The organism is Rahnella sp. PD12R (assembly GCF_019200965.1).
In the GTDB taxonomy this organism is placed as follows: domain Bacteria; phylum Pseudomonadota; class Gammaproteobacteria; order Enterobacterales; family Enterobacteriaceae; genus Rahnella; species Rahnella laticis.
On sequence record NZ_JAHTMS010000002.1, the window covers coordinates 265881 to 290704 of the forward strand.

Sequence of the window (24824 nt, forward strand, 5' to 3'; positions counted from 1 at the left end):
AGAATTCTATGTCTGAAGCCTTTGATTTATTCGTAAAACCGCCTCATGACGCATCCGTTGAACGGTTGTTTCCGCGCCAGCTACAGGCCGCCACCGTCGGGCGCATTGAGATCAATAACCTGAGCAAATACTACGGCGCGCATAAAGCGCTGGATAACGTCAGCCTGAGCATCGAACCTGGCACGGTAACGGTGATCCTTGGCCCGTCAGGCTCGGGGAAATCTACCCTATTACGTACCATCAATCACCTGGAACGCGTCGATGAAGGATTTATCCAGATTGACGGCGATTACATCGGTTACCGCCGCAAAGGCGACACGCTGTACGAACTGAAGGAACGCGCAATCCTCAAACAGCGTACCCACGTCGGCTACGTTTTCCAGAATTTCAATTTGTTCCCGCACATGACGGTGCTGGACAACATCATCGAAGCGCCCGTGGTTCACGGCTTGCTGAACCGCAAACAGGCCATCGCCCGCGCTTATGAGCTGCTGGATACCGTGGGTTTACGCGAAAAAGCCCACGCCTGGCCGCGCCATCTTTCCGGCGGCCAGCAACAGCGCATCGCCATTGCCCGCGCCTTAGCGCTCAATCCGAAAGTGATGTTGTTCGACGAACCCACCTCCGCACTCGACCCGGAACTGGTCGGCGAAGTGCTGGACGTCATCAAAAAACTGGCGCAGTCCGGTGTGACGCTGGTGGTGGTAACGCACGAAATCGGTTTTGCGCGGCAGGTCGCCGATCAGGTGGTGTTTATGGTGGATGGCGCCGTTGTCGAGAGCGGGAGTGCAACGCAGGTGCTGGACAGACCGGTGCATAAGCGGACAAAAGCCTTCCTGGAGAAGGTGCTTTAAGATTGGCAAATTTTGGATTTTCTCACTGGCTGTGAGGGGCAAGACCTTGGGTTGCCATCCAAACTGGCTCTAAGGTCAAGGTCAAGTTCAAAACCTTGGGTTGCCACCCAAACTGGCTTCAAGGAGCGCCTGTCGCCGCGCCCCTTGAAAATCCCGGGCTCTTTCACTGCGCGCTACCGCTCGCTGGCTATGTTTCAGCGGCTCTGGTTAGTGCCGCGAAAACTTGCCGCTGCGCGGTTCCCTCACTCGGTTTCGAGCCACAGGTCTCGAAACACTTCGCTCAGCAAGCTTTCTGAAAGCGGCCAATGGCTTTTTCACCCTATTACAGTGGTTTGGTTTGCTCCTCCCCCTGCGAAGGGGGAGGACGGGAGGGGGTTTAGCAGACCACTGAACCGCTACAACCAACACCCCATCCCGGCCTTCCCCTCGTGAGAGGGGAAGGAGCAGACCAAAATTAGTGAGGTTGTGAACTAAAAAGCCATTGGCCGCTTTCAAAAATCACGCTGGAAGGAGAGGTGGAAAACCGCGTATTTTTTTCGCGCGGTTTGTAATCCGACTGAAAGGAACCGCGCAGCGGCGGGATTTTGCGGCACTAGCCGGAGTTGCTGAAACAGTGCCAGCCAGCGGTAGCGCGCAGTAAAAAAGACGCGGAGATTCAAAAGAGGGCTCGTCATAGCCCCCTTTTGTCGGTTTCGGCGCAGGAAGTTAAGTGATCACAGTTATTGAGAAACCGAAACTTCCTCGGTCGTCTTCCAGCCCTGACGGCGAGCAAGAAACCGAAACTTTCCCGGTCATTTGGGTGATTGAACGCCCACCCGTTCAGCCTACTTCACACTCGCCATCGGCGGATCCATCGCCACTTTGCCTTTCACGGCTTTATTCTTCACTCTCCGCGACCACATCGCGGTCAGAATCGGCACCAGTATTGAGGTGACAATCACTGACGTGGCGACCAGCGCCGTGGCGGCCGGGGCGACGGGTTTGAACTGTGGCACCATTTCGGCAATCAGTACCGGCGTGGCAACCGCGGCACCGGCGGAACTGGAGGCGGCAATCCCTGCGGTGCCGTCACCGCCACCGATGAATTTATCGGCCAGAATCAGCGGAATACCGGTGAGGATAATCACTGAAACGCCCAGCATCACACCCAGCAAACCGGTTTGTGCGATAACGCTCAGGTTGATGGTGTTACCCAATGCGAATGCAAAGAACGGGATCAGCGTCTGAACGGCTTTACTGAAGAATTCGCGTAATTCCGGGTCAAGATTCCCCAGACCAAATCCAATCAGGAACGGCAGGACGGCGCCGACGAAAACGTGCGGTTCAAACGAGGCAATGCCCGCCGTACCGAGGATGATCATGGTCATCAGCGGGCCGGATTCCAGAGACATCAGCACGAAGGCGCCCGCCTCTTCTTTTGTACCGTATTGCTGCATGACCGAGGCGTACAACCCGCCGTTGGTCATGTCCATGGACGCGACCAGCGCCAGAACGGATAGCCCGGCGAAGAAGCCAAACTCGACGCCGTTTTCCGGCATAAAGCGCGACGCCACTGCCGCGACAATCCAGGCGACGGCAATTTTTGTGACCACCAGCGTGCCGGATTTACGCAGAACCGTCCCGGTGGCGCTCAGTTTGATCGATGCCCCCATGCAGAAGAACCAGACGGCCAGAATCGGCACCGTACCGGTGATCAGACCGTTGGTGAAGGAGCCAAAATACTTACCGGAATCAGGCGCAAAGGTATGACACAGCGCACCGATGAAGAGAGGCACTAACATCATCCCGCCAGGGATTTTTTCTATCGCTCGTTTAATGTGCATTATTTTTCACCTGATTTAAAAGTAACGGACTTCCGAATGCCGCTACGTTATCCATTTCTCAGGGCTATAAAAGTGATGCAACTCATAAATTGAAACGTTGTTTCTATTTTTTAGATCGGTAGTTTTAATAAATATTTCCGTCAATATTTAATTTCGGAGCGAAATCACAAATTCGGATTTTTCTGCGGCACAAAAACAAAAAAACCCGCAGCAGTTGCCTGTGCGGGTTTCTGAAATGCCGGGAATTTTTAGCTTATAGATGTCGTGCCGAAAGCCTGCTGCCAGTCGGCGTCAAACTTTTGTACCGCCGCCTGAACCGCTGGCGTGCCGAGAAGTTGTTCAGCAACATCCACCGGTAACGTAACCGACTGACAGCCCGCCAGCAGGCAATCCACCGCCTGACGCGGCGTTCTGAAACTGGCCGCCAGCACTTTTGAGTGCGGCGCGTGCAGGCTCAGCAGCGTCTGTAATTCTCTGACCATCGCAATGCCTTCACCGCCCTGCGCGTCCAGACGGTTCACGTAAGGCGCCACGTATTCAGCACCCGCCAGCGCGGATAAGAGCCCCTGACCTGCGCCGTAAACAGCCGTGCCGAGCGTCGGAATATTCATGCTTCTTAAAGCTTTAATCGCCGCCAACCCTTCCGCCGTGACGGGGATTTTCACCACTAAACCGGGCACCCGCTGCGACAGTAGCAGGGCTTCGGCGATCATCTGTTCTGCATCCGCTGCCATCACCTGGGCAAATAATTTCCCGGTTCCGCCGAGGGCATCACGCAGTGCAGGTAACACTTCCCAGAGGGATTTTCCTTCTTTCGCCACAATGCTCGGGTTCGTCGTGACCCCCTGCAACGGCAGAATTCGCGAAAGACGTTTCACCGCAACAACATCGGCAGTATCGAGATACAGCTCCATAACTTTCTCCTTAAACCTGTGAGCGAATGCAAAGTATCGAAGAGTGTACCCCTGCAAGCGGCGGGTTTATTGATCGTCATCAAAATGACTTTCGAATGAAAGCATATAAATTACGAAAGAAGAAAATAAGGGAGCGCCGCGATGATTTTTAATGTGCAACGTTATTCCACCCATGACGGGCCGGGGATCCGCACGGTTGTTTTTCTCAAGGGCTGCTCACTGAGTTGCACCTGGTGCCAGAACCCGGAAAGCCGTTCTGAGAAACCCGACGTGCTGTTTGATTCGCGGCTGTGTACCGCCGGTTGTCAGCATTGTGCGCAGGCATTTCTCAACGCGGTAACCGCCGAAAATGGCGGGATCAGCCTGTGTCGCGAGGCGTTCTCTGCGCAAGATTTATGTCAGATGGAACAGGTTTGCCCTTCCGGTGCGCTGAGCGTTTGCGGCGAAGACGCAGATATGGAGAGCCTGATGCAGCAAATCCTGCGCGATAAGCCGTTTTATCAGCGCACCGGCGGCGGCGTTACGCTTTCCGGCGGCGAGCCTTTTATGCAACCACAGACGGCGCTGAATCTGCTGCAACGCTGTCACCACGAGGGTTTGCATACGGCGGCGGAAAGCTGTCTGCACGTTCCCTGGAAATATATCGAGCCTTCTCTCGGCGCGCTGGATTTGCTGCTGGCCGACCTGAAGCACGTCGCCGACGCGCCGTTCAGACGCCTGACAGGCGGCTCAGCAAAACGCGTGATGGACAATTTCCGCCGTCTGGCGACTGCCGGTCAGAAGCTGATTGTCCGCGTGCCGCTGATCCCTGATTTTAACGCCGACCGGGCGTCCATCCGCCAGATTGTGGATTTCGCCGCAGCGGAAACCGGTTGTGAAATCATCCACTTTTTGCCTTATCACACGCTGGGCATCAATAAATATGTCCTGCTCGGCGAACCCTATCTGGCCCCGCGCCAGCCTTTAAATGACCCGGATCTGCTGACGTTTGCCGAAGAGTACGCCGCCGGAAAAGGTCTTTGTGCCCAGTTAAGAGGATAAAAATAATGACGACATTGAATCTGAATACCCTCTCCGCCCGCATCCGCGCCCATAAAGACGCGCTGATCCACATCGTAAAACCGCCGGTGTGTACCGAGCGCGCGCAGCATTACACACAAATTTATCAGCAACATGCGGATAAGCCGCTGGCCGTCCGCCGCGCGCTGGCACTGGCTGAACATCTCCAGAAACGGACTGTCTGGATCAAACATGACGAGCTGATCGTCGGAAATCAGGCCAGCGAAGTACGTGCCGCGCCGATTTTCCCGGAATACACCGTCGGCTGGATTGAAAACGAAATTGATGCGCTGGCTGACCGGCCGGGAGCCGGTTTCGCGGTGAGTGAAAAGAATAAGAATGTCCTGCACGAAATCTGCCCGTGGTGGCGCGGACAGACGGTGCAGGATCGCTGCTACGGTATGTTTACCGATGAGCAGAAGGCGCTGCTCGACAGCGGCATCGTAAAAGCCGAAGGCAATATGACGTCCGGCGATGCCCATCTGGCGGTGAATTTCCCGCTGCTGCTCGAACTGGGGCTGGACGGACTGCGCCATAAAGTCGATGAACGCCGCAGCCGCATTAATCTGACTGACTGGGAAGATTTGCATAAAGAACAACTGCTGAAAGCCATTGATATCACGCTGGCCGCCGTCAGCGATCATATCGTTCGCTTTGGCGATCTGGCGCAGGAAATGGCCGCCGCTGAGCCGCGCGAGAACCGTCGCGATGAGCTGCTGGCGATTGCCGCAAACTGTCATGCGATTGCCCATCAGCCGCCTTCCAGCTTCTGGCAGGCGTTGCAGCTGTGCTATTTCATCCAGCTGATTTTGCAGATCGAATCCAACGGGCATTCCGTTTCGTTTGGCCGTATGGATCAGTATCTTTACCCGTTCTACCGCCGTGACGTCGAACTTGAGCAAACGCTGGAGCGCGGTCACGCCATTGAGTTGCTGCAAAGCTGCTGGCTGAAATTGCTGGAAGTGAACAAAATCCGCTCCGGCACGCACTCCAAAGCGTCGGCGGGCAGCCCGTTGTATCAGAACGTCACCATCGGCGGCCAGAAACTGCATCACGGCGTGGCGTCCGATGCGGTAAATCCGCTTTCCTACGCCATTCTTGAATCGTGCGGTCAGCTGCGTTCCACACAGCCAAACCTCAGCGTGCGTTATCACGCAGGCATGAGCAGCGATTTTCTGGATGCCTGCGTGCAGGTGATCCGCTGCGGTTTCGGGATGCCCGCGTTTAACAATGATGAAATCGTGATCCCTGAATTCATCAAACTCGGCGTTGAGAAAGAAGATGCCTATGATTACGCCGCCATCGGCTGCATCGAAACCGCCGTCGGCGGAAAATGGGGCTACCGCTGCACCGGCATGAGCTTCATCAACTTTGCCCGCGTTATGCTGGCTGCGCTCGAACAGGGGCATGACGCCAAAAGCCAGTCGCAATTTCTCCCGCAGGAACGCGGGCTGTCTCAGGGCAACTTTGAAAACTTTGAGCAGGTTTTCGCGCAGTGGGATGAGCAAATCCGTTATTACACGCGTAAATCGATTGAAATTGAATGCGTCGTCGATACCGTTCTGGAAGAAAACGCGCAGGATATTTTGTGTTCCGCGCTGGTCGATGACTGTATCGAGCGCGGCAAAACCATCAAACAAGGCGGCGCGAAATACGACTGGGTTTCCGGCTTGCAGGTCGGGATTGCCAATCTCGGCAACAGTCTGGCGGCGGTCAAAAAGCTGGTCTTCGAACAGGGTTCTGTCGGCCAGCAGGAACTGGCGGCTGCGCTGGCTTCTGACTACGACGGGCTGGATGGCGAGCGTTTACGCCAGCGGCTGATTAACGGCGCGGATAAGTACGGCAACGACCATGACGGCGTGGATAATCTTCTGGTACGCGCCTATCAGTGTTACATCGACGAGCTGTCGAATTATCACAACACGCGTTTCGGGCGCGGCCCGATTGGCGGAACATACTACGCCGGCACCTCGTCGATTTCCGCTAACGTGCCGTTTGGCGCTGCGACCACGGCGACACCTGACGGACGTAAAGCGTTCACCCCGCTGGCCGAAGGCGCAAGCCCGGCTTCCGGCACAGACCATCTGGGGCCAACGGCGGTATTTAATTCGCTGGGGAAATTACCGACAGAAGCGATCCTCGGCGGCGTACTGCTGAATCAGAAACTCAATCCGGCATCGCTTGAAAATGAAGCCGACCGCCAGACGCTGATGCTGATGTTACGGACGTTCTTTGAGGATCATAAAGGCTGGCACGTGCAGTACAATATTGTATCCCGCGAGACGTTGCTGAAAGCGCGCGAGGAACCGCAAAACTACCGGGATCTGGTGGTGCGCGTGGCCGGTTATTCGGCATTCTTCACCGCTTTATCGCCGGAAGCGCAAGATGATATTATCGCGCGAACGGAACATACGTTGTAATCTTCGAGACAGAATTCACTTCAGCTGACGGGCAGCCTGCGCTGCCCGTATTTTTGGGCACTTATGAACGACAGACAGCAAGTCATTTTGCAATGGGTAAACGATAAACAGCGGATCAGCGTGAGTGAGCTGTCGCAGATTTGTCAGGTTTCAGAAGTGACGATCCGTCACGATCTCAATCAGCTTGAGCAACGCCATTATCTGCGCCGCGCGCACGGTTTTGCCGTCGCAATTCAGACCGATGACGTCGATACCCGAATGATGTCGAACTTCGCACAGAAGCAAAAACTGGCAAAATTCGCAGCATCGTTAATCCGGGATGGCGAAACGGTATTTTTCGAAAGCGGCAGCAGCATTGCCCTGCTGGCGCAATATCTGGCGGATAAAAAGAATCTCACGGTGATCACCGTCAGTAGTTATGTGGCGTCGTTACTGAAAAGTATGCCGTGTGACGTGGTGCTGCTCGGCGGAATGTACCAGAAGACCAGCCAGACGGTGGTCGGCCCGCTGACAAGATTGTGTTTGCAGCAGATGAATTTCAGCAAAGCCTTTATCGGGATTGACGGATTTACTGATACCACCGGTTTTACCGGTCGTGACATGTTGCGTGCCGACGTGGTGAACACGGTCGTGGCGAAAGGCGCGGAAAATATCGTCCTGACGGATTCTTCGAAATTCGGCCAGATCAATCTCAATCCGCTCGGTCCGGTCAGCGCTTTCAGTCATGTCATTACTGACGAAGCCCTGCCGGAAACGTTCCGCCAGCAACTGACGCACTCAGGCATAAAAGTCAGCCTCGTCGGCTGACTTCTTCATGTGATTTTCCAGGTACGGCGCGGATTACTGCCCGTAGTAGGCATTCTTGCCGTGCTTACGCAGATAATGTTTATCCAGAAGTTGCGGCTGCATATCCGGCAGCTGCGGCGTTAACTGGCGGGAGAAAATGCCCATGTAGGCGATTTCTTCCAGCACTACCGCGTTGTGTACGGCGTTATCGGCATCTTTCCCCCAGGCAAAAGGCCCGTGCGAATGCACCAGCACCGCCGGAATATCTGCCGGGTCGAGATGACGTTCCGCGAACGTTTTAACGATCACTTCGCCGGTTTCCCACTCGTAGCGACCGGCGATTTCTGCTTCGGTCATTAAACGCGTGCAGGGAATGTTGCCGTAGAAATAATCCGCATGCGTGGTACCCCAGGCCGGAATATCAATCCCGGCCTGCGCCCAGATGGTCGCATGGCGGGAATGGGTATGTACAATGCCGCCCGCCTGCGGGAAGTTAAGGTAGAGCACGCGGTGCGTGTCGGTATCCGAAGACGGTTTCTTGCTGCCTTCCACGATTTTCCCGGTTTCCAGTTCCACCACCACCATGTCTTCGACGCCCATATGATCGTATTCCACGCCTGACGGTTTGATGACGACCAGCCCCTGCTGGCGGTCCACGGCGCTGACATTTCCCCATGTAAAGGTCACCAGATTATGGCGCGGCAGTGCCAGGTTGGCCTCCAGTACCTGCTCTTTCAGTTGTTTAAGCATCTCGGTTTCCTCATCTGTCGATGCTTTATTGTCTGGTCGGCGGGCGGGTGCCGGTATGGGGCAAATCGCTAAAGAGTGCGTAAGGTTCTGCTGCAAACGCGAAAGTGCCTGTTTGTGCCACATTCAGGGCACGCAGGTGCAATGCTTTAGTTAATTGTGTGGTGAGAGTGCGGCTTGATGGTGAATTAAGATTATTCACCTAGTGAATGGATACTAATTTCACTATTTTTAGTTAACGGATGCAAAAGTGCGTCCGGATGAGTCGAATTATGAATAAAGGTTCGGAACAGCTCAAAAAATCATAAGTTGTGTGAAGGATCACCCGGTAAAATACAGTGAGAACGCTGCAAGTTACCTATACTTATCGATGATGCTGAACGTTAATCCTTTGAGGAAGATAACTATGATGCTCGTAAATAAACGCGTTGCCAGTATTGCACTGGTTCTGACTCTTGCGATGTCTGTTACCGCGTGTGGTAACTGGTCTAAACGTGACCGTAACACGGCGATTGGTGCCGGTGCCGGTGCACTTGGTGGTGCGGTTCTGACTGACGGAAGTACTTTAGGTACGTTAGGCGGCGCAGCAGTAGGTGGTATTGTGGGTCATCAGGTCAGTAAATAAGAACAGATAAAAACAGTAAGACGCTGCGCTCATCAATGGCGCAGCATCTTGTTTTATCAGCCACCCGCCAGTTTGACTTTCATCCCTTTGGCTTCCAGCAGCTGTTTCAGCAAATCACGTTTATCGCCCTGAATTTCAATGACGCCGTCTTTCACCGCACCGCCGCAACCGCATTTCTTCTTCAGTTCAGCCGCCAGTTTTTCCAGCGCAGCATCATCGACATCGACGCCAGTAATAAGACAAACGCCTTTCCCTTTGCGCCCGCTGGTCTGACGCGCAATGCGGACAATGCCGTCACCTTTCGGACGCGCCACAACGGCTTTCGGCTCGTCGATTCTGCCGGTGTCGGTGGAATACACTAACCGGCTGTTGTTGTCATTACTCATAAATTCTCCTGCTTATCGCAGTGATGTACGGATATCACGCAGCGTCTGCGCCGGATCGGCGGACTGCGTAATCGGGCGGCCAATCACCATGTAATCCACACCCGCCGCCAGCGCTTCCTGCGGGGTCATCACGCGGCGCTGGTCGTCGGCTTTGCTGCCTGCCGGGCGGATCCCCGGCGTGACCAGTTTGAAGTCCTGCCCCAGCGCCGATTTAAAGCGCGTGGCCTCCTGCGCGGAACATACAACGCCGTCCAGCCCGCAGTCACGGGTCAGGCGCGCCAGACGTTCGGCGTAATCTGCCGGAGATAACGTGATGCCCAGATCCGCCAGATCGCTGCCTTCCATGCTGGTCAGCACGGTGACGGCAATCAGTAACGGCGCGTCTTTACCAAACGGCAGCAACGCTTCTTTTGCTGCGGTCATCATGCGCGCACCGCCGCTGGCATGCACATTGACCATCCACACGCCCAGCTCCGCCGCAGCGGCAACCGCATGCGCCGTGGTGTTCGGGATGTCATGAAATTTCAGATCCAGAAAGACGTCAAAACCGCGAGTCTGCAAATCTTTCACCATCTGCGGGCCGAAATGCGTGAACATCTCTTTACCAATTTTCAGGCGGCAATCACGGGGATCGATTTTATCTGCAAAAGCCAGCGCGGCAGATTTATCGGCATAGTCGAGAGCGACAACAATAGGTGAGGAATTTAAGTCGTTGTTGTTAATGTTATTTTCTGACGTCATATCTTCAGCCTCTTGTGTTTTTTCATTTCAGGAAGGGAAAGCCTGTTTTCTGCCGCCCGCATTTTACATGGCAAAAGGCTGAATTCACAGCTACACATAATGTGACAGTTTTATTAAATTTTTGTGATGCACTAGACGCCGACACAACGCTGGCATAATTTGTAACTTTACTCTAAGGAAAGGCTGAAAAATGAGTGAGATAACAACCCTGACCGTCAAAATTCCGGTTGAATTGAAGGAACTGATCAAGAACGCCGCCGCTGAGGCTGAGCATTCTTTAAGTGCGGAAGTGGCAGCACGTCTGGAAGAGAGCTTTAGTCCGGCGGCACCTAAGGGGAAAAAGGCGGCGAAAGCCACCGAGCATGAGATTGATAATCAGCATCTTGCTGAAGATTCTGAACCGGCGCTGACGGCAAAAGAAATTAAGAAACTGCGTACGTTACTTAGCGCCCGCAAAACCACCGGTAAGAAGAAGTAATTTAAGCCTTTGTATCGCCGATTTTCCCTAAATAATTCGTGTTGCAGGAAGGCGGCAATTGAAGGAACCCGATGAGCTTACTTGAGTAAGTGATTCGGGTGACAGAAAGCAGCCAACGCACCTGCAGCGCGAAGTATGACGGGAAAAATTATTGCCCGTCGAGACCACGTATAGGCTTGATCGTCGCCCAGCCGCGGCATGACGGACAATGCCAGTACAGCGAATGCGCGGTAAACCCGCATTTGTGGCAGCGGTATCGCGGTTTTGTGCGGATCTGCTCACCCACCATGTCCCGCAGTAAAACCAGACTCTCTTTCGCCCTGCCTTCTTCTGCATCGGCCAGATGGTAATCCATCAGGTGATGGAACACCCGCATGGTCGGATGACGTTGCAGTTGGCGGTTGATGTAGTTCTGCGCCGTTTCACGCCCTTCTTCCTGCTGGATGATTTCCGCCAGCATCAGTTCTGCCGTCGCGCCGGTGTTTTCATCGACACAGCGTTTGAGGAACTCTGCCCAGCCCAGCGTATCTTTCAGGTTTTGGTAGCACTCCTGCATCATCGGCAGCGCTTCGCTGACCAGTTCTTTGTCCTGCTCAAGCACGCGTTGCAGCGCATCAACCGCTTTACGGTATTCGCCCTGCGCCAGGAAAATGCGCCCCTGCATGATAGACACGCGGGCACAAAGTTTATCTGCCGCCGCGGCCTTTTTCAGCAGGCCGGTGGCCTTATCGAAATCATCAGCCACCATCGCCAGCAGCGCCAGTTCACACCAGAAATGTGCGATTTCCTTGCGACGGTTTTCTTTGCCCAGCTTGACCAGACGCTCGGCCACATCGATGGCATTCTGCCAGTCGCTGGTTGCCTGATGGATGATCAGCAACTGTTCCAGCGCAAACAGCTGGTAGTCCTGCTCTTTCACCAGCTGATTAAACATGTCTTCCGCACGATCATAAAAACCGGCAGCCATGTAATCGCGCCCTAACTGCTGCACGGCGAGCAAACGCTGTTCGAAGGTCAGCGAGGCACTTTCCATCAGCGACTGGTGGATGCGGATGGCGCGATCGACTTCGCCACGGGAGCGGAACAGGTTCCCCAGAGTCAGGTGCGCTTCGACCGTACTGCTGTCCTCTTTCAACATCTCAAGGAACAGGTCGACCGCTTTATCCTGCTGGTTGGAAAGCAGGAAGTTAACCCCTGCTACGTATTCACGCGACAGGCGGTTAGCATTTTCCTGTTTGTCCTGCTGAGAACTTCTGCGCCCCATGTACCAGCCATAGGCGGCCGCAACGGGCAACAACAGAAACAGCAGTTCTAACATAGAGGGTTATTCCTTGCTGACATCATAAGATGCTGCTGGCGGCGTAACGGCAGCCGCGGGTTCAATTTGTTGTTCAAGGCGTTTGATTTTACGCTGCGCACGCCCGAGAGATAAACGGACACGCAGGTAAAACAAACCGCAGATGACCCAGCCGAGAATAAAACCGGTGGCAAAGAGCACGGCAAGCAGTGTGGAAACACGATAGTCACCCTGCGCCAGCAAATAATTGAAGGTCACAGTCTGATCGTTATGGGCACCCAGAGTGATAGAAATCACCACGATGACCAGCAAAAATAAAAAAATCAGCAGATATTTCACATTCATTCCTGTAATGCCGGATGTACCGGATGAATTATGCCAAAAACTCTCGTCCCGACCTAATAAGTTAGCATTTCCAAACAAAGCTGGGAAACATTGCGGAGGCTTTAAATGCAGGTTGTTGGAACTTCGTGCAACTTTTGCGGCGTGTCGCAAATATCGCTGCAATTTACGATATGGAAGAGATATGGGGACGGAAAGCGATGAATTAAAGGGGTTTTGTTAAACCCCTTTGAAATTGCCGGTGTTTATTCTCCGTCGCGTTGGGCGATTTCCTGATTTTCTGCCGGTGGCGGCGTCAGCGGCCCGATATAGCGTTCGGTCAGCCAGCAGGCCAGTGTCACCAGGATCCAGCTGATCCCAACGGACGCCATCAGGTCACGCGGCCAGTGCATGCCCAGCATCAGGCGGCTGCCCATCACCACAACCGCCCACACCATCAGGAAGGTGACCGTTTTGTAGTGTTTACGCCGCCACAGCAGCCCGATGCCCAGCAATGCCCAGGTCGCGGCGAACATAGTATGGCCGGAAGGAAATGCGTAGCCGGTGTCGTTTTGCCAGCTTTTGTTCAGCCAGTGCGGGATCTGAGCGTTATCGCCGAGGACGTCTTTGACCTGCTGGCTGCGCGCCTTGCGTTTCAGGCCGTAAAATTCCTCAACGTTCATCTGATGGTCAGTACCCAGCCAGGCCACATAAGGCCGTGGTTCGCGCACCTCCCCTTTGATGTAAGTCTTGGCTGACTGGCCGACCAGAAGCGCCACCGAAATCATCAGCACCAGCCCGATCGCCGCTTTGAGACGAAAGCGCAAACACCATAAAAACCACCCGCACAGGATTACCGTGGTTAAAATGCCCCAGGGCTGACTGACCGTTTCGGTGACCCAATACAGCGGGAGTAAAAATGACGGATTACCGCCCGGCGTCCATAACCAGCCACTGAGCCAAACCGCTGCGGGCATCAGTAATAAAAGAACCGCCCCGAATGCGGTGCGTCTGGCGATATCAAACATAGTCGTCCCTTCCGTCATTGATAAAAGAGTTGGAGTGTAGCAACGTTGTTACCGCTTCACATTCCCTAAGCGGGGATTGTTGAAGAAGCGGTTATAATTCATAAGTTATGAACTAATCGTTCAAATATTCGCGCTAAAAACTGTGCCAATCTGTGGCAAAATAACGCCCTGTCGTGATGGAAAGGCACCGATTCCCTATCCAGAGGCCGCATCTGAACGTAGGATGCGCATCAACAAGTAAAATACTCACTGTAAATGAAGACACTTTGTGGTTTTTTTGGAGCGTAAAATGCAGCTGAAACGGGTGGCAGAAGCCAATCTGCCAACACCTTGGGGCGATTTCCTGATGGTGGGTTTTGAAGAATTGGCCACCGGGCACGACCACCTGGCGTTAGTTTTTGGCGACATCAGCGGTGAAACACCGGTTCTCGCGCGTGTTCACTCGGAATGTCTGACCGGCGATGCCTTATTCAGCCTGCGCTGTGACTGTGGTTTTCAGCTCGAAGCCGCACTCAATCACATCGCCGAAGAAGGCCGTGGCATCCTGATGTATCACCGTCAGGAAGGCCGTAACATCGGTTTGCTCAACAAAATCCGCGCTTACGCTTTGCAGGACAAAGGCTACGACACCGTCGAAGCCAACCATCAGCTCGGTTTTGCGGCTGATGAACGCGACTTCACCCTGTGCGCGGATATGTTCAAGTTACTGGGCGTTGATTCTGTCCGCCTGCTGACCAACAACCCGAAAAAGGTCGAAATCCTGACTGAAGCTGGCATTAATATCACCGAGCGCGTGCCGCTGATCGTGGGTCGTAATCCGGAAAACGAACGTTACCTCTCGACCAAAGCGGCCAAAATGGGCCACCTGCTCGATAAGTAATTTTTTCAGGATATGACAGAAATATTAAGGGCACCTTAACGGTGCCCTTTTTCATGGATTTTCGGCAGATAACAAATTCAGAGCATTTTGCGGATCACATAATGCAGAATGCCGCCGTTCTGGAAATACGTCAGCTCGTTGCCCGTATCAATACGGCAGCGCGCGTTCACCGTTTCCGTATGCCCGTCGGCAAAGGTGATGTGTACCGCGACGTCCTGCCCCGGCGTCAGGGTTTGCAAACCCCGGACGCTGATCTGCTCATCGCCGGTCAGTTTCAGCGTCTTGCGCGTCACGCCCTGCGGGAATTCCAGCGGTAAAATCCCCATGCCGATCAGGTTTGAGCGGTGAATACGTTCGAAGGATTCCGCAATCACCACGCGAACACCCAGCAAACGCGGCCCTTTCGCCGCCCAGTCACGGCTCGACCCGGAACCGTACTCTTTACCGGCAATCACTGCCGTTGGCACGCTTTCATGCTGATAGCGCATCGCCGCATCGTAAATCGCCAGCTGATCCTGCGACGGAATATGGCGGGTAAATCCGCCCTCCACGCCCGGCACCATTTCGTTTTTAATACGGATATTGGCGAATGTCCCGCGCATCATCACTTCATGATTACCGCGCCGCGAACCGTAGGAGTTAAATGCCTTCGGCTCTACACCGTGCTGTTTCAGATATAACCCCGCCGGGCTTTCGGCTTTGATATTCCCGGCAGGCGAGATGTGGTCGGTGGTCACGGAGTCCGCCAGAATCGCCAGAATACGGGCATCGTTGATGTCTTCCAGCGCATCCGGTTCCGCTTTCATGTCGCTGAAGAACGGCGGATGCCGGATGTAGGTGGAATCTTCCTGCCAGGTGTAGGTCGGCGTGCCTTCAACCTGAATCGCCTGCCAGCTGGCGTCACCGTTAAACACTTCCGCATATTCTTTATGGAACATCGCGGTGGTGACCTGCCCGACCGCATGAGCAATTTCTGCCGCCGACGGCCAGATATCTTTCAGATACACCGGTTTGCCATCCGCATCTTCCCCCAGCGGATCGTGGGTCAGATTGACGTTCATATTCCCGGCCAGCGCGTACGCCACCACCAGCGGCGGAGACGCCAGCCAGTTGGTTTTGATCAGCGGATGAATGCGCCCTTCGAAGTTCCGGTTGCCGGAAAGCACCGCGCCAACGGTTAAATCCCCGGATTTAATGGCGGATTCAATCGGTTCCGGCAGCGGCCCGGAGTTACCGATACAGGTAGTACAGCCGTAGCCCACCAGATTGAAGCCGAGCTGTTCAAGATATGGCATCAGACCGGCAGCATTCAGATAATCGGTCACCACTTTGGAACCCGGCGCCAGCGAGGTTTTCACCCACGGTTTGCGGGTCAGCCCTTTTTCAGCGGCATTCTTCGCCAGCAAACCGGCCGCCATCAGCACGCTGGGGTTTGACGTATTGGTACAGGACGTAATGGCGGCAATCACCACCGCGCCGGTCGTGAGCGCGTAATGCTGCCCTTCCAGCGTGAAGGTTTCCTTGTCGCTGCGCCCCGGTTTACTGTTTCCCAGTTCCAGTTCAGTGGCTGCTTTAAACGCTTTCGGCACATCCGGCAGCGCCACGCGATCCTGCGGACGTTTCGGGCCAGCCAGACTCGGTTCAACGCTCCCCATATCCAGCGACAGCGTACTGGTGAATACCGGCTCGTCGCCTGCATTACGCCATAATCCCTGCGCCTGCGAATAAGCTTTGACCAGTTCGATCTGCTCGTCGCTGCGGCCGCTCAGTTTCATGTAACCGAGCGTGACGTCATCCACCGGGAAGAACCCGCAGGTGGCACCGAATTCCGGTGACATATTGGCGATCGTGGCGCGGTCGGCCAGCGGTAAATCCGCCAGCCCGTCGCCGTAGAATTCAACAAATTTGCCGACCACGCCGTGCTTACGCAGCATCTGCGTGACGGTTAACACCAGATCGGTTGCGGTGATGCCTTCGCGCAATTTGCCGGTCAGTTTGAAGCCAACAACGTCGGGGATCAGCATGGAAACCGGCTGGCCTAGCATCGCCGCTTCCGCTTCAATCCCGCCGCAGCCCCAGCCCAGGATCCCCAGACCGTTAATCATGGTGGTGTGCGAATCGGTGCCGACCAGCGTGTCCGGGTAGGCGACCGTTTTACCGTTCTGCTCTTCGTACCACACGGTCTGCCCGAGATACTCCAGGTTAACCTGATGGCAAATCCCGGTGCCCGGCGGCACAACGCGGAAGCGGTTGAAGGCTTTCTGGCCCCAGCGGAGGAACTGATAGCGTTCGTTGTTGCGTTCCATTTCCAGCCGGACGTTTTCATCAAACGCTTCGTCATCACCAAATTCATCTACCGTCACCGAGTGGTCGATAACCAGATCGACAGGCGATAACGGGTTCACCTGGTCGACATTCCCCCCGAGACGTTTTACCGCCTGTCGCATGGCGGCTAAATCCACCACCGCCGGTACGCCGGTAAAATCCTGCATCAGGACGCGCGCAGGCCGGTAAGCAATTTCACGATCGGCGTGGCCGGTTTTCTGCCAGCCGACCAGTTCGCGCAAATCACTTTCCGTTACGGTGTCGCCATCCACGTGGCGCAGTAAATTTTCGAGTAAAACTTTGAGGGATTTTGGCAGGCGCTGGAGATCACCCAGCGTTTGGGCTGCGAGCGGCAGGCTGTAGTAATGAAACTCCTTGTTCTGGACTGCCAGTTTATCCAGACTTTTCTCACGAATATCGGACGACATAGCTTCTCCTTTTACTGCTCATTTCTCGCGCCTGCGTGGCTATCCGGGAATAACCCGCAAGCTTATAAGTGCATAGTTAAACATAACACAAAATTCAATTAACATTTTCATAACAACACGAAGTGTTCATCAGGCAAAAAAAATCCCGCGGCATCGTAAGACGTCGCGGGACGGAGATTTTCAGCAGCGCGTGACGGTTTATTTCACCGGCAACTTAATGTCTTTGAACATCTCTTCGATATCTTCATTCGAGCGCAGGGAAATGGCGGTGTCCACCACGTCGCGCGTCAGATGTGGCGCAAAACGCTGGATAAAATCGTACATGTAGCTGCGCAGGAAAGTGCTGCGGCGGAAACCGATTTTGGTGGTGCTGTACGTGAAGATATCACGCGCATCGACCGTCACCAGATCCGGATCCTGAATCGGATCGACGGCCATGCTGGCGATAACGCCGACGCCTAAGCCAAGACGGACGTAGGTTTTGATCACGTCAGCATCGGTGGCGGTAAAGACGATACGCGGCGTCAGCCCGGCGCGGTTAAACGCGGTGTCCAGCTCAGAACGGCCTGTGAACCCGAAGGTGTAGGTGACAATCGGATACGCCGCTAACTCTTCGATGGTGACTTTATCTTTGCCCGCCAGCGGATGATCCGGCTGAACCACAACCGCACGGTTCCAGTGGTAGCAAGGCAGCATAATCAGGTCGTCGTAAAGATGCAGTGCTTCGGTGGCAATCGCGAAATCAGCATTACCTTTCGAGACCGCTTCGGCGATTTGCGTTGGCGAACCCTGATGCATGTGCAGTGAAACGCGCGGGTAGCGCTCGATGAAACCTTTAATGACGTTTGGCAGTGCGTAACGTGCCTGAGTGTGTGTCGTGGCGACGTAAAGCGACCCTTTATCGGGATACGTGTGCTCGCCCGCGACGGCTTTAATGGCGTCAACTTTCGACAGCACTTCGCGCGCGATGCGGATAATTTCCTGCCCGGCGGGCGTGACCTGCGTCAGATGTTTACCGCTGCGGGAGAAAATCTGGATACCCAGCTCATCTTCGAGCATGCGCACCTGCTTACTGATCCCTGGCTGCGACGTGTACAGGCCTTCTGCCGTCGAACTGACGTTCAGATTGTGATTAACAACCTCTACGATGTAGCGCAGTTGCTGCAATTTCATATCTCATACCACCCTGGTTTCAAACCCTGTCACCATCCCTGTTCACCCGCTGGCTGAACAGACTGGAAATGATTTTTATTGAATGCCCGAAGTCTGTATTGCGTCGTCTTATGTCACAGACGCATTAGCTTATTACAAATGTGAATAAAAACAAATTTTATATAACAATTATATCAAGAAATGACACATTGTATAGCCAGATAACATAAGGATTACAGCAGGCAGTACTGCCCTGAGAAGATATTCGCGAAGAACTTGTCGATGATAGATCTTAATGCAATAAAAAAACCAGCCCGAAGGACTGGTTTTTTACAATCGAATAACAATGGGTTCCGGCTAAATAATACTATTTCTTACCTTCGACCCATTTACCGTCGACATAAAATGCCGTCCAGCCAGTGGCTTTGCCATCTTTTTCTGAAGACACGTACTGCTGCTTCGTTTTACGGCTGAAACGCACCATCGATTTATTGCCTTCCGGGTCAGCAACTGGCGCATCGGCCAGATAGCTCAGTTTTTCCGGCAGACGATCTTTAAAGCGCTTCAGTTCTTCCACCAGCGGCGCACGGGTTTCGCGCGATTTAGGGAAAGTATTGGCCGCCAGGAAAACACCCGCCGCGCCATCACGTAAAACGAAATAGGCGTCAGACTTTTCACATTGCAGCTCCGGCAAGGGAACCGGATCTTCTTTCGGCGGCGCAACGTCACCGTTACGCAGGATCTTACGGGTATTTTTACACTCGTCGTTGGTACAGCCCATGTACTTACCGAAACGCCCCATTTTCAGGTGCATTTCAGAACCACATTTCTCACACTCAACGATCGGGCCGTCATACCCCTTGATACGGAATTCGCCTTCTTCGATTTCGTAGCCGTCACATTCCGGGTTGTTACCGCAGACATGCAATTTGCGCTGGTTGTCGATCAGGTAGCTGTCCATCGCCGTGCCGCATTTGCCGCAACGACGTTTGGCGCGCAGCGCATTGGCTTCCGCTTCATCACCTTCAAGGATGTTCAGAACTTCAGCATCTGCAATCAGGTTGATGGTGGTTTTGCAGCGCTCTTTCGGCGGCAACGCATAACCGGAACACCCGAGGAACACACCGGTGCTGGCGGTACGGATACCCATCGGGCGGCTGCACGTCGGGCATTCGATGCTGGTCAGTACCATCTGATTCGGGCGCATACCGCCTTCTTCAGGGTCTTTCTCGGCGGTTTCAAGCTGCTTGCTGAATTCGGTGAAGAACTCATCCAGAACCGCTTTCCATTCCGCTTTATTGTTCGCGACCTGATCCAGCCCGTCTTCCATACGCGCGGTGAAATCGTAGTTCATCAGTTCGCGGAAATTATCTTCCAGACGATCGGTGACGATTTCACCCATTTTTTCCGCATAGAAACGGCGGTTTTCAACGTGAACGTAACCACGATCCTGAATGGTCGAAATGATCGACGCATAGGTAGACGGACGGCCAATGCCACGTTTTTCCAGCTCTTTCACCAGTGACGCTTCGCTAAAACGCGCAGGCGGTTTGGTGAAGTGCTGGGTTGGCAGCAGCTGTTGCAGTTCGAGTTCGGTGCCGACTTCAATGGCTGGCAGCGTTCTGTCTTCGTCGCCTTTACGCAACGCTGGCATGACTTTCGTCCAGCCATCGAAACGCAGCGTACGGCCTTTAGCGCGCAGGGAATAATCGCCCGCTTTCACCGTCAACGTGGTGGAATCGTACTGCGCCGGTGTCATCTGGCAGGCCACAAACTGGCGCCAGATCAGCTGGTACAGACGCTGCGCATCCGCTTCCATATCCTTGAGCTGCTCAGAAACCACGGCAACGTCAGAAGGACGGATCGCTTCGTGCGCTTCCTGAGAATTCTCTTTGTTGCTGTACTGCAACGGCGCTTTCGGCAGGTATTTATCGCCAAAGTTTGTGCCGATGTAGCCGCGAACCATTTCTACCGCGTCCTGGCTCAGGTTGGTGGAGTCAGTACGCATGTAGGTGATATGACCGGCTTCGTAGAGACGCTGCGCCATCATCATGGTTTTCTTCACGCCAAAGCTCAGACGCGTGCTTGCCGCCTGCTGCAACGTGGAGGTAATAAAAGGAGCGCCCGGTTTGCTGCTGGTCGGCTTATCTTCACGATCCACCACCTGATAACGCGCTTTTTCAAGCAACGAAACAGCGGCGTGGGTTTGCTCTTTATTGACCGGTTTGAACGGTTTATCGAGGTGATGTGTCACTTCCATTTGCAGGGCGGTTTCTTTCTTCGCCAGCAAATCAGCGTGCAGCTCCCAGTATTCTTCCGGCACGAACGCTTTGATTTCTTTTTCGCGCTCAACCACCAGACGAACCGCTACGGACTGAACACGGCCAGCGGATAAACCACGGGCAATTTTCTTCCACAGCAACGGGGAAACCATGTAACCCACCACGCGGTCCATAAAGCGACGCGCCTGCTGAGCATTAACACGATCAATATTCAGCTCGCCCGGTTCTTTAAACGCATTCTGAATCGCGTTTTTGGTAATTTCGTTAAATACGACGCGGCTGAAACGTTTGTCATCACCGCCAATCACTTCCCGCAAATGCCAGGCAATCGCCTCTCCTTCGCGGTCAAGGTCGGTTGCGAGATAGATGTGGTCAGCTTTTTCCGCTAACGCTTTTAACTCAGCAACGACTTTTTCTTTACCGGGAAGTATTTCGTATTGCGCTTCCCAACCATGATACGGATCGACGCCCATGCGATTGACCAGCGCGGTTTTCTCATCCTTTTTTACTTTTTTCTTTGTTTTTTCTTCGGTTGAGTTGGCGGTCTTTTTAGCAGCGGATCCACTGGTTGGTAAATCACGGATATGACCGACGCTGGACTTAACCACGTAGTCATTTCCTAAATATTTATTAATCGTTTTGGCTTTTGCCGGGGACTCAACTATTACGAGAGCTTTACCCATAATTACCTTTACCTGAATGATTCTTCATCATCTGAAGAAGATTTTGTCTAGTTATGCCGCGGCACAATATCACGTCTTTTTTTATATTGCGGCAGTGAGTCAGAACGTCAACTCATTTCTTTAAAAGAAAGAGCAAACTGACTTCCAGAGGTTCAAAACACTGATTCTGCGAGGGATTAACCAGACAGGGTTCAGCAGAATGTGCTTTTTCCTATGTCAAATAATGACCAAGCGTAAACAAAACATTCCACCTGAAGCCACAAAATCCCACACTCTACCTGATTAAAATCGTCACGCAAACTAATTAACACGGAAACGCCCTTTTCGCCAATGTGTTCAATCTTTTCGGCGAATCGTTCAAATAATAACCATAACGTAAAGCCATTACCCACAGCCGATTTGCGGTTTTAACAACGTCAGGATTACAATAACGTCAGCAATTATAGTGGGGAGTAAATATCATGCACGAAAATACATCGGCAATAAGTCGCGAAGCTTTACTGGCAGAGGCGAATAAGGTTATCCGTGAGCACGATGAGTATCTTAGCGGAATGGCTGCGACAGAAGTTGAACAGAAAGGCAATGTGCTGGTTTTCCGCGGTGAATTCTTCATGGATGAAAACGGTTTACCGACCCGAAAAACCACCGCGGTATTTAATATGTTTAAACACCTGGCCCATCTTTTTTCAGAAAAATACCATCTCGAAGATTGAGATAAAAAATCCGCTATAAATGAAAGCGCAACCGGTTAGCTTTCTCAGTAAACCGAGCCGATAAAAAAAGGGACCGAAGTCCCTTTTTCTTTGTGCTTTTAATGAGGCAAACCGTTTACAGCAACGGCTTCTGACTGCGCTGCAACCAGCGCAGGAACAGACGGTCAGCGCTTTCCGCCGCGCTGCCGGTGAATCTGTCCATCATGCGTTTACGGCGGGCATAACGCACCGCAATCACTTCATGATTTTTCATTTCAGCAATCAGTAAATCATCGCTTGTGCCGATGGCATCAATCAGCCCATTTTCACGCGCCTGCGTACCAAACCAGTGTTCACCGGTTGCCACGGTATCGATATCCAGTGAAGGACGATTCTGATGCACAAATTCCTTGAACAGCACGTGCGTTTCGTTGAGATCTTCGCGGAATTTCTCGCGCCCTTCTTCGGTGTTTTCACCGAGCAGCGTCAGGGTGCGTTTGAATTCTCCCGCCGTATGCAGTTCGATATCAATATCGTTCTTTTTCAATAAGCGGTTGAAGTTAGGGATCTGCGCAACGACGCCAATTGAACCGATAATGGCAAACGGTGCGGCGACAATGCGGTCAGCTACGCAGGCCATCATATATCCTCCGCTGGCGGCGACTTTATCTACCGCTACCGTCAGGCGGATCCCGCTCTGGCGCAGACGAACCAGCTGCGAAGCGGCCAGACCGTAACCGTGAACCACGCCGCCCGGGCTTTCCAGGCGCAACAGCACTTCGTCTTCCGGCGTGGCCACCGCAAGCACGGCTGAAATTTCTTCGCGCAGCGAAGTCACTTCATGCGCGTCCATACTGCCTTTGAAATCGAGAACATACAGGCAAGGTTTAGATTTGGTTCCCCCTGCTTTTGCCTGTAATTTTTTCTGTTTCGCTTCCGCTTTATCCTTTTTCTTCAATTCTTTACTGCGGATTTTCAGCTCCGCAGGACTCAGACGCGCGCTGCGCATTTCACGCTGCATTTCGCGGTACTGCTCCCCTAAATCGACCAGCTGCAACTCACCTTTTCCGTGAGATTTGCGATGACGAAGGCCAACCACCAATACCACCAGCGCACCAATGGCGATCACTACGGTCACTACTTTGGCCAAAAACAGCCCATAAAGAGAAAGTAAATCCACACAAACCGCCTTTTCGATGTGGTAATAAAACCGTTATGAAAGATGCTGAACATTCTAGACAATCGGCGCCGCGTCGTCTTGTTCGAAGATGACATCATGCCAGAGACTAAAAGTGAGTGCGCCATTGTTCCAATTTTGTTACAAAAGAGCTGTCTGTTTTTGGGTTAATTATTGAAACTCCAGCCCATTTAAGGCATATAACCGGTGATCAATTCCGAAACACCCCAAATTCACGCCAAAATGTCGGGCTCCGGTCGAGCGCAACTTCTCCCGTTCCCGGCATTTTTGATACTCAGCGCCCCTGATGTGAAGACGGCCATCGCCGCCACATCGCGCCCCGAACTATGAGGACTGCCCATGCATTACCATCCGAAATCTGACCTGCTCAACAACCGCATTATTCTGATCACCGGCGCAGGTGACGGCATCGGGCGCGAAGCGGCGCTGACCTACGCCCGCTTTGGCGCGCAGGTCATTTTACTCGGACGCACCGAAAGCAAACTGGCCAGCGTTCAGCAGGAAATTGCCGCGAAAAACCTGCGTCCTGCGTTCATTTATGCGCTCGATTTACTGACCGCCAGCGAGCAGGATTGCCAGCGCGTCGCCAGCCAGATTGCCGGATGGGTGCCGCATCTCGACGGCGTTTTACATAATGCCGGGCTGCTGACGGAGATTACGCCGATGGCCGAAATCAGATTGCAGGACTGGATGAACGTGATGCAGGTGAACGTCAACGCGACGTTTATGCTGACGCAGGCCTTGCTGCCGCTGCTGCTCAAACCGGCCAGCGCGTCGCTGGTGTTCACAACGTCCAGCGTCGGGCGCGAAGGCCGCAGCGGCTGGGGCGCGTACGCGGTATCGAAATTCGCCACCGAAGGCATGATGCAGGTGCTGGCCGAAGAACATAAACACACTGGTCTGCGGGTGAACTGCATTAATCCGGGCGGAACCCGCACCGGCATGCGCGCGTCGGCGTTCCCTGATGAAAACAAAGATAAACTCAAAACACCGGCTGACATCATGCCGCTGTATCTCTACCTGATGGGCGATGACAGCCGTCGTAAAACCGGTATCAGTTTTGATGCCCAGCCGGGCCGTAAAGCCGGTCCGGCCGAATAACGGAGCCGAACATGACTGAAGATCGCCACAAGCAGCGCCAGCAAAAGCTGAAAGAACAGGTTGATGCGCGCATTGACGCGGCAAAAGAGCAGCGCGGTATTTTGATTGTGTTTACCGGCAACGGCAAAGGCAAAACCACTGCCGCTTTCGGGACAGTAACCCGCGCCGTCGGGCACGGAATGCGCGCGGCGGTGATCCAGTTTATTAAAGGCGAATGGCCGAACGGCGAGAAAAATCTGCTGGAACCGCATGGCGTCGAATTTCAGGTGATGGCGACCGGTTTCACCTGGGAAACACAAAATAAAGAAACAGACACCGCCGCCTGTCAGGCCGTCTGGCAGCATGGAAAACGCATGCTGGCCGATGCCACGTTAGATCTCGTCGTGCTCGATGAACTGACGTATATGGTCAGTTTCGGCTATCTGGATTTGCAGGAAGTGGTTGATGCGCTTAATGCCCGTCCGGCGCACCAGACGGTGATTATCACCGGCCGCGGCTGCCATCGGGATCTGCTGGAGCTGGCCGATACCGTCAGCGAACTGCGTCCGGTGAAGCATGCTTTTGATGCGGGCATTATGGCGCAGCAGGGCATTGACTGGTAACA

General features: G+C 53.6%; 22 protein-coding genes. 10 read left to right on the forward strand and 12 right to left on the reverse strand.

Annotated features, from left to right (window positions below):
- Positions 1–8 precede the first annotated feature (8 nt).
- Positions 9–854, forward strand: coding sequence for an amino acid ABC transporter ATP-binding protein (locus tag KWG64_RS05155; protein ID WP_255562091.1), 846 nt, complete (start codon positions 9–11; stop codon positions 852–854).
- An 824-nt stretch (positions 855–1678) separates the two neighbouring features.
- Here the strand turns inward: KWG64_RS05155 and kdgT are convergent.
- On the reverse strand, positions 1679–2677 hold the full coding sequence (kdgT, locus tag KWG64_RS05160) for a 2-keto-3-deoxygluconate transporter (protein WP_195812549.1): 999 nt from the start codon (positions 2675–2677) through the stop codon (positions 1679–1681).
- Positions 2678–2925: 248 nt separating this feature from the next.
- Positions 2926–3591, reverse strand: coding sequence for a fructose-6-phosphate aldolase (gene fsa / locus KWG64_RS05165; protein ID WP_218521143.1), 666 nt, complete (start codon positions 3589–3591; stop codon positions 2926–2928).
- Positions 3592–3732: 141 nt separating this feature from the next.
- Here fsa and KWG64_RS05170 point away from each other — a divergent pair, with 141 nt between their 5' ends.
- The 3 genes from KWG64_RS05170 (at position 3733) to KWG64_RS05180 (ending at position 7877) form a co-directional block, all read left to right on the forward strand.
- Complete coding sequence (locus KWG64_RS05170) at positions 3733–4632, forward strand: glycyl-radical enzyme activating protein (protein WP_218521144.1); 900 nt, start codon at positions 3733–3735, stop codon at positions 4630–4632.
- 5 nt (positions 4633–4637) lie between these two features.
- Complete coding sequence (locus tag KWG64_RS05175; RefSeq protein WP_218521145.1) at positions 4638–7070, forward strand: formate C-acetyltransferase/glycerol dehydratase family glycyl radical enzyme; 2433 nt, start codon at positions 4638–4640, stop codon at positions 7068–7070.
- 63 nt (positions 7071–7133) lie between these two features.
- On the forward strand, positions 7134–7877 hold the full coding sequence (locus KWG64_RS05180; RefSeq protein ID WP_218521146.1) for a DNA-binding transcriptional regulator YciT: 744 nt from the start codon (positions 7134–7136) through the stop codon (positions 7875–7877).
- A gap of 33 nt (positions 7878–7910) precedes the next feature.
- On the opposite strand, the gene araD is transcribed toward KWG64_RS05180, so the two are convergent.
- Positions 7911–8606 (reverse strand): L-ribulose-5-phosphate 4-epimerase, encoded by a 696-nt coding sequence (araD, locus tag KWG64_RS05185; RefSeq protein WP_195824568.1) that lies wholly within the window; start codon positions 8604–8606, stop codon positions 7911–7913.
- A 403-nt stretch (positions 8607–9009) separates the two neighbouring features.
- Between araD and osmB the strand changes: the two genes are divergently transcribed.
- Positions 9010–9228, forward strand: coding sequence for an osmotically-inducible lipoprotein OsmB (gene osmB / locus KWG64_RS05190; RefSeq protein ID WP_056780657.1), 219 nt, complete (start codon positions 9010–9012; stop codon positions 9226–9228).
- Positions 9229–9284: 56 nt separating this feature from the next.
- Here the strand turns inward: osmB and yciH are convergent, their stop codons facing one another.
- Together yciH and pyrF are read right to left on the reverse strand one after the other, a co-directional pair.
- Positions 9285–9614, reverse strand: coding sequence for a stress response translation initiation inhibitor YciH (gene yciH / locus KWG64_RS05195; RefSeq protein WP_195824567.1), 330 nt, complete (start codon positions 9612–9614; stop codon positions 9285–9287).
- A gap of 12 nt (positions 9615–9626) precedes the next feature.
- The gene (pyrF, locus tag KWG64_RS05200; protein WP_218521147.1) at positions 9627–10355 is read right to left on the reverse strand and encodes an orotidine-5'-phosphate decarboxylase; all 729 of its coding nucleotides are present in this window, start codon (positions 10353–10355) and stop codon (positions 9627–9629) included.
- A gap of 190 nt (positions 10356–10545) precedes the next feature.
- On the opposite strand from pyrF, the gene KWG64_RS05205 reads away from it, so the two are divergent.
- Positions 10546–10833: an Arc family DNA-binding protein gene (locus KWG64_RS05205; RefSeq protein WP_218521148.1), complete on the forward strand. Its 288-nt coding sequence runs from the start codon at positions 10546–10548 to the stop codon at positions 10831–10833.
- A gap of 148 nt (positions 10834–10981) precedes the next feature.
- On the opposite strand, the gene lapB is transcribed toward KWG64_RS05205, so the two are convergent.
- The 3 genes from lapB to pgpB all read right to left on the reverse strand — a co-directional run bounded on the left by lapB (position 10982) and on the right by pgpB (position 13479).
- Positions 10982–12151 (reverse strand): lipopolysaccharide assembly protein LapB, encoded by a 1170-nt coding sequence (gene lapB, locus KWG64_RS05210; RefSeq protein WP_218521149.1) that lies wholly within the window; start codon positions 12149–12151, stop codon positions 10982–10984.
- Between the two features lie 6 nt (positions 12152–12157).
- The gene (locus KWG64_RS05215) at positions 12158–12469 is read right to left on the reverse strand and encodes a LapA family protein (RefSeq protein WP_152326349.1); all 312 of its coding nucleotides are present in this window, start codon (positions 12467–12469) and stop codon (positions 12158–12160) included.
- Between the two features lie 248 nt (positions 12470–12717).
- Positions 12718–13479: a phosphatidylglycerophosphatase B gene (gene pgpB, locus KWG64_RS05220; RefSeq protein ID WP_218521150.1), complete on the reverse strand. Its 762-nt coding sequence runs from the start codon at positions 13477–13479 to the stop codon at positions 12718–12720.
- Positions 13480–13768: 289 nt separating this feature from the next.
- Between pgpB and ribA the strand changes: the two genes are divergently transcribed.
- The gene (ribA, locus tag KWG64_RS05225; protein WP_101076876.1) at positions 13769–14359 is read left to right on the forward strand and encodes a GTP cyclohydrolase II; all 591 of its coding nucleotides are present in this window, start codon (positions 13769–13771) and stop codon (positions 14357–14359) included.
- A 77-nt stretch (positions 14360–14436) separates the two neighbouring features.
- Here the strand turns inward: ribA and acnA are convergent, their stop codons facing one another.
- The 3 genes from acnA to topA form a co-directional block, all read right to left on the reverse strand.
- Positions 14437–17112 carry an aconitate hydratase AcnA gene (acnA, locus tag KWG64_RS05230; protein ID WP_218521151.1) on the reverse strand — a complete coding sequence of 892 codons (2676 nt, stop codon included), beginning with the start codon at positions 17110–17112 and terminating at the stop codon, positions 14437–14439.
- Positions 17113–17310: 198 nt separating this feature from the next.
- Positions 17311–18285, reverse strand: coding sequence for an HTH-type transcriptional regulator CysB (gene cysB, locus KWG64_RS05235; protein WP_152325944.1), 975 nt, complete (start codon positions 18283–18285; stop codon positions 17311–17313).
- Positions 18286–18631: 346 nt separating this feature from the next.
- Positions 18632–21229, reverse strand: a complete 2598-nt coding sequence (gene topA, locus KWG64_RS05240) for a type I DNA topoisomerase (protein ID WP_195812561.1) — start codon at positions 21227–21229, stop codon at positions 18632–18634.
- A 461-nt stretch (positions 21230–21690) separates the two neighbouring features.
- On the opposite strand from topA, the gene KWG64_RS05245 reads away from it, so the two are divergent.
- Positions 21691–21942: a YciN family protein gene (locus tag KWG64_RS05245; RefSeq protein WP_152325942.1), complete on the forward strand. Its 252-nt coding sequence runs from the start codon at positions 21691–21693 to the stop codon at positions 21940–21942.
- A 115-nt stretch (positions 21943–22057) separates the two neighbouring features.
- On the opposite strand, the gene sohB is transcribed toward KWG64_RS05245, so the two are convergent.
- Positions 22058–23101, reverse strand: a complete 1044-nt coding sequence (gene sohB, locus KWG64_RS05250) for a protease SohB (RefSeq protein ID WP_218521152.1) — start codon at positions 23099–23101, stop codon at positions 22058–22060.
- A 357-nt stretch (positions 23102–23458) separates the two neighbouring features.
- Between sohB and KWG64_RS05255 the strand changes: the two genes are divergently transcribed.
- Positions 23459–24220 (forward strand): YciK family oxidoreductase, encoded by a 762-nt coding sequence (locus tag KWG64_RS05255; protein WP_195812563.1) that lies wholly within the window; start codon positions 23459–23461, stop codon positions 24218–24220.
- An 11-nt stretch (positions 24221–24231) separates the two neighbouring features.
- Positions 24232–24822 (forward strand): cob(I)yrinic acid a,c-diamide adenosyltransferase, encoded by a 591-nt coding sequence (cobO, locus tag KWG64_RS05260; protein WP_195824562.1) that lies wholly within the window; start codon positions 24232–24234, stop codon positions 24820–24822.
- The last annotated feature ends 2 nt before the right edge of the window (positions 24823–24824 follow it).

Bases quoted from the DNA above. Each gene is read 5' to 3' on its own strand.
- KWG64_RS05170 (WP_218521144.1), top strand. From the start codon at position 3,733: ATGATTTTTAATGTGCAACGTTATTCCACCCATGACGGGCCGGGGATC.
- KWG64_RS05175 (WP_218521145.1), top strand. From the start codon at position 4,638: ATGACGACATTGAATCTGAATACCCTCTCCGCCCGCATCCGCGCCCAT.
- osmB (WP_056780657.1), top strand. From the start codon at position 9,010: ATGATGCTCGTAAATAAACGCGTTGCCAGTATTGCACTGGTTCTGACT.
- KWG64_RS05255 (WP_195812563.1), top strand. From the start codon at position 23,459: ATGCATTACCATCCGAAATCTGACCTGCTCAACAACCGCATTATTCTG.
- KWG64_RS05205 (WP_218521148.1), top strand. From the start codon at position 10,546: ATGAGTGAGATAACAACCCTGACCGTCAAAATTCCGGTTGAATTGAAG.
- ribA (WP_101076876.1), top strand. From the start codon at position 13,769: ATGCAGCTGAAACGGGTGGCAGAAGCCAATCTGCCAACACCTTGGGGC.
- lapB (WP_218521149.1), bottom strand. From the start codon at position 12,151: ATGTTAGAACTGCTGTTTCTGTTGTTGCCCGTTGCGGCCGCCTATGGC.
- pyrF (WP_218521147.1), bottom strand. From the start codon at position 10,355: ATGACGTCAGAAAATAACATTAACAACAACGACTTAAATTCCTCACCT.
- KWG64_RS05245 (WP_152325942.1), top strand. From the start codon at position 21,691: ATGCACGAAAATACATCGGCAATAAGTCGCGAAGCTTTACTGGCAGAG.
- kdgT (WP_195812549.1), bottom strand. From the start codon at position 2,677: ATGCACATTAAACGAGCGATAGAAAAAATCCCTGGCGGGATGATGTTA.
- cysB (WP_152325944.1), bottom strand. From the start codon at position 18,285: ATGAAATTGCAGCAACTGCGCTACATCGTAGAGGTTGTTAATCACAAT.
- cobO (WP_195824562.1), top strand. From the start codon at position 24,232: ATGACTGAAGATCGCCACAAGCAGCGCCAGCAAAAGCTGAAAGAACAG.
- araD (WP_195824568.1), bottom strand. From the start codon at position 8,606: ATGCTTAAACAACTGAAAGAGCAGGTACTGGAGGCCAACCTGGCACTG.
- KWG64_RS05155 (WP_255562091.1), top strand. From the start codon at position 9: ATGTCTGAAGCCTTTGATTTATTCGTAAAACCGCCTCATGACGCATCC.
- KWG64_RS05180 (WP_218521146.1), top strand. From the start codon at position 7,134: ATGAACGACAGACAGCAAGTCATTTTGCAATGGGTAAACGATAAACAG.
- pgpB (WP_218521150.1), bottom strand. From the start codon at position 13,479: ATGTTTGATATCGCCAGACGCACCGCATTCGGGGCGGTTCTTTTATTA.
- fsa (WP_218521143.1), bottom strand. From the start codon at position 3,591: ATGGAGCTGTATCTCGATACTGCCGATGTTGTTGCGGTGAAACGTCTT.
- yciH (WP_195824567.1), bottom strand. From the start codon at position 9,614: ATGAGTAATGACAACAACAGCCGGTTAGTGTATTCCACCGACACCGGC.
- topA (WP_195812561.1), bottom strand. From the start codon at position 21,229: ATGGGTAAAGCTCTCGTAATAGTTGAGTCCCCGGCAAAAGCCAAAACG.
- acnA (WP_218521151.1), bottom strand. From the start codon at position 17,112: ATGTCGTCCGATATTCGTGAGAAAAGTCTGGATAAACTGGCAGTCCAG.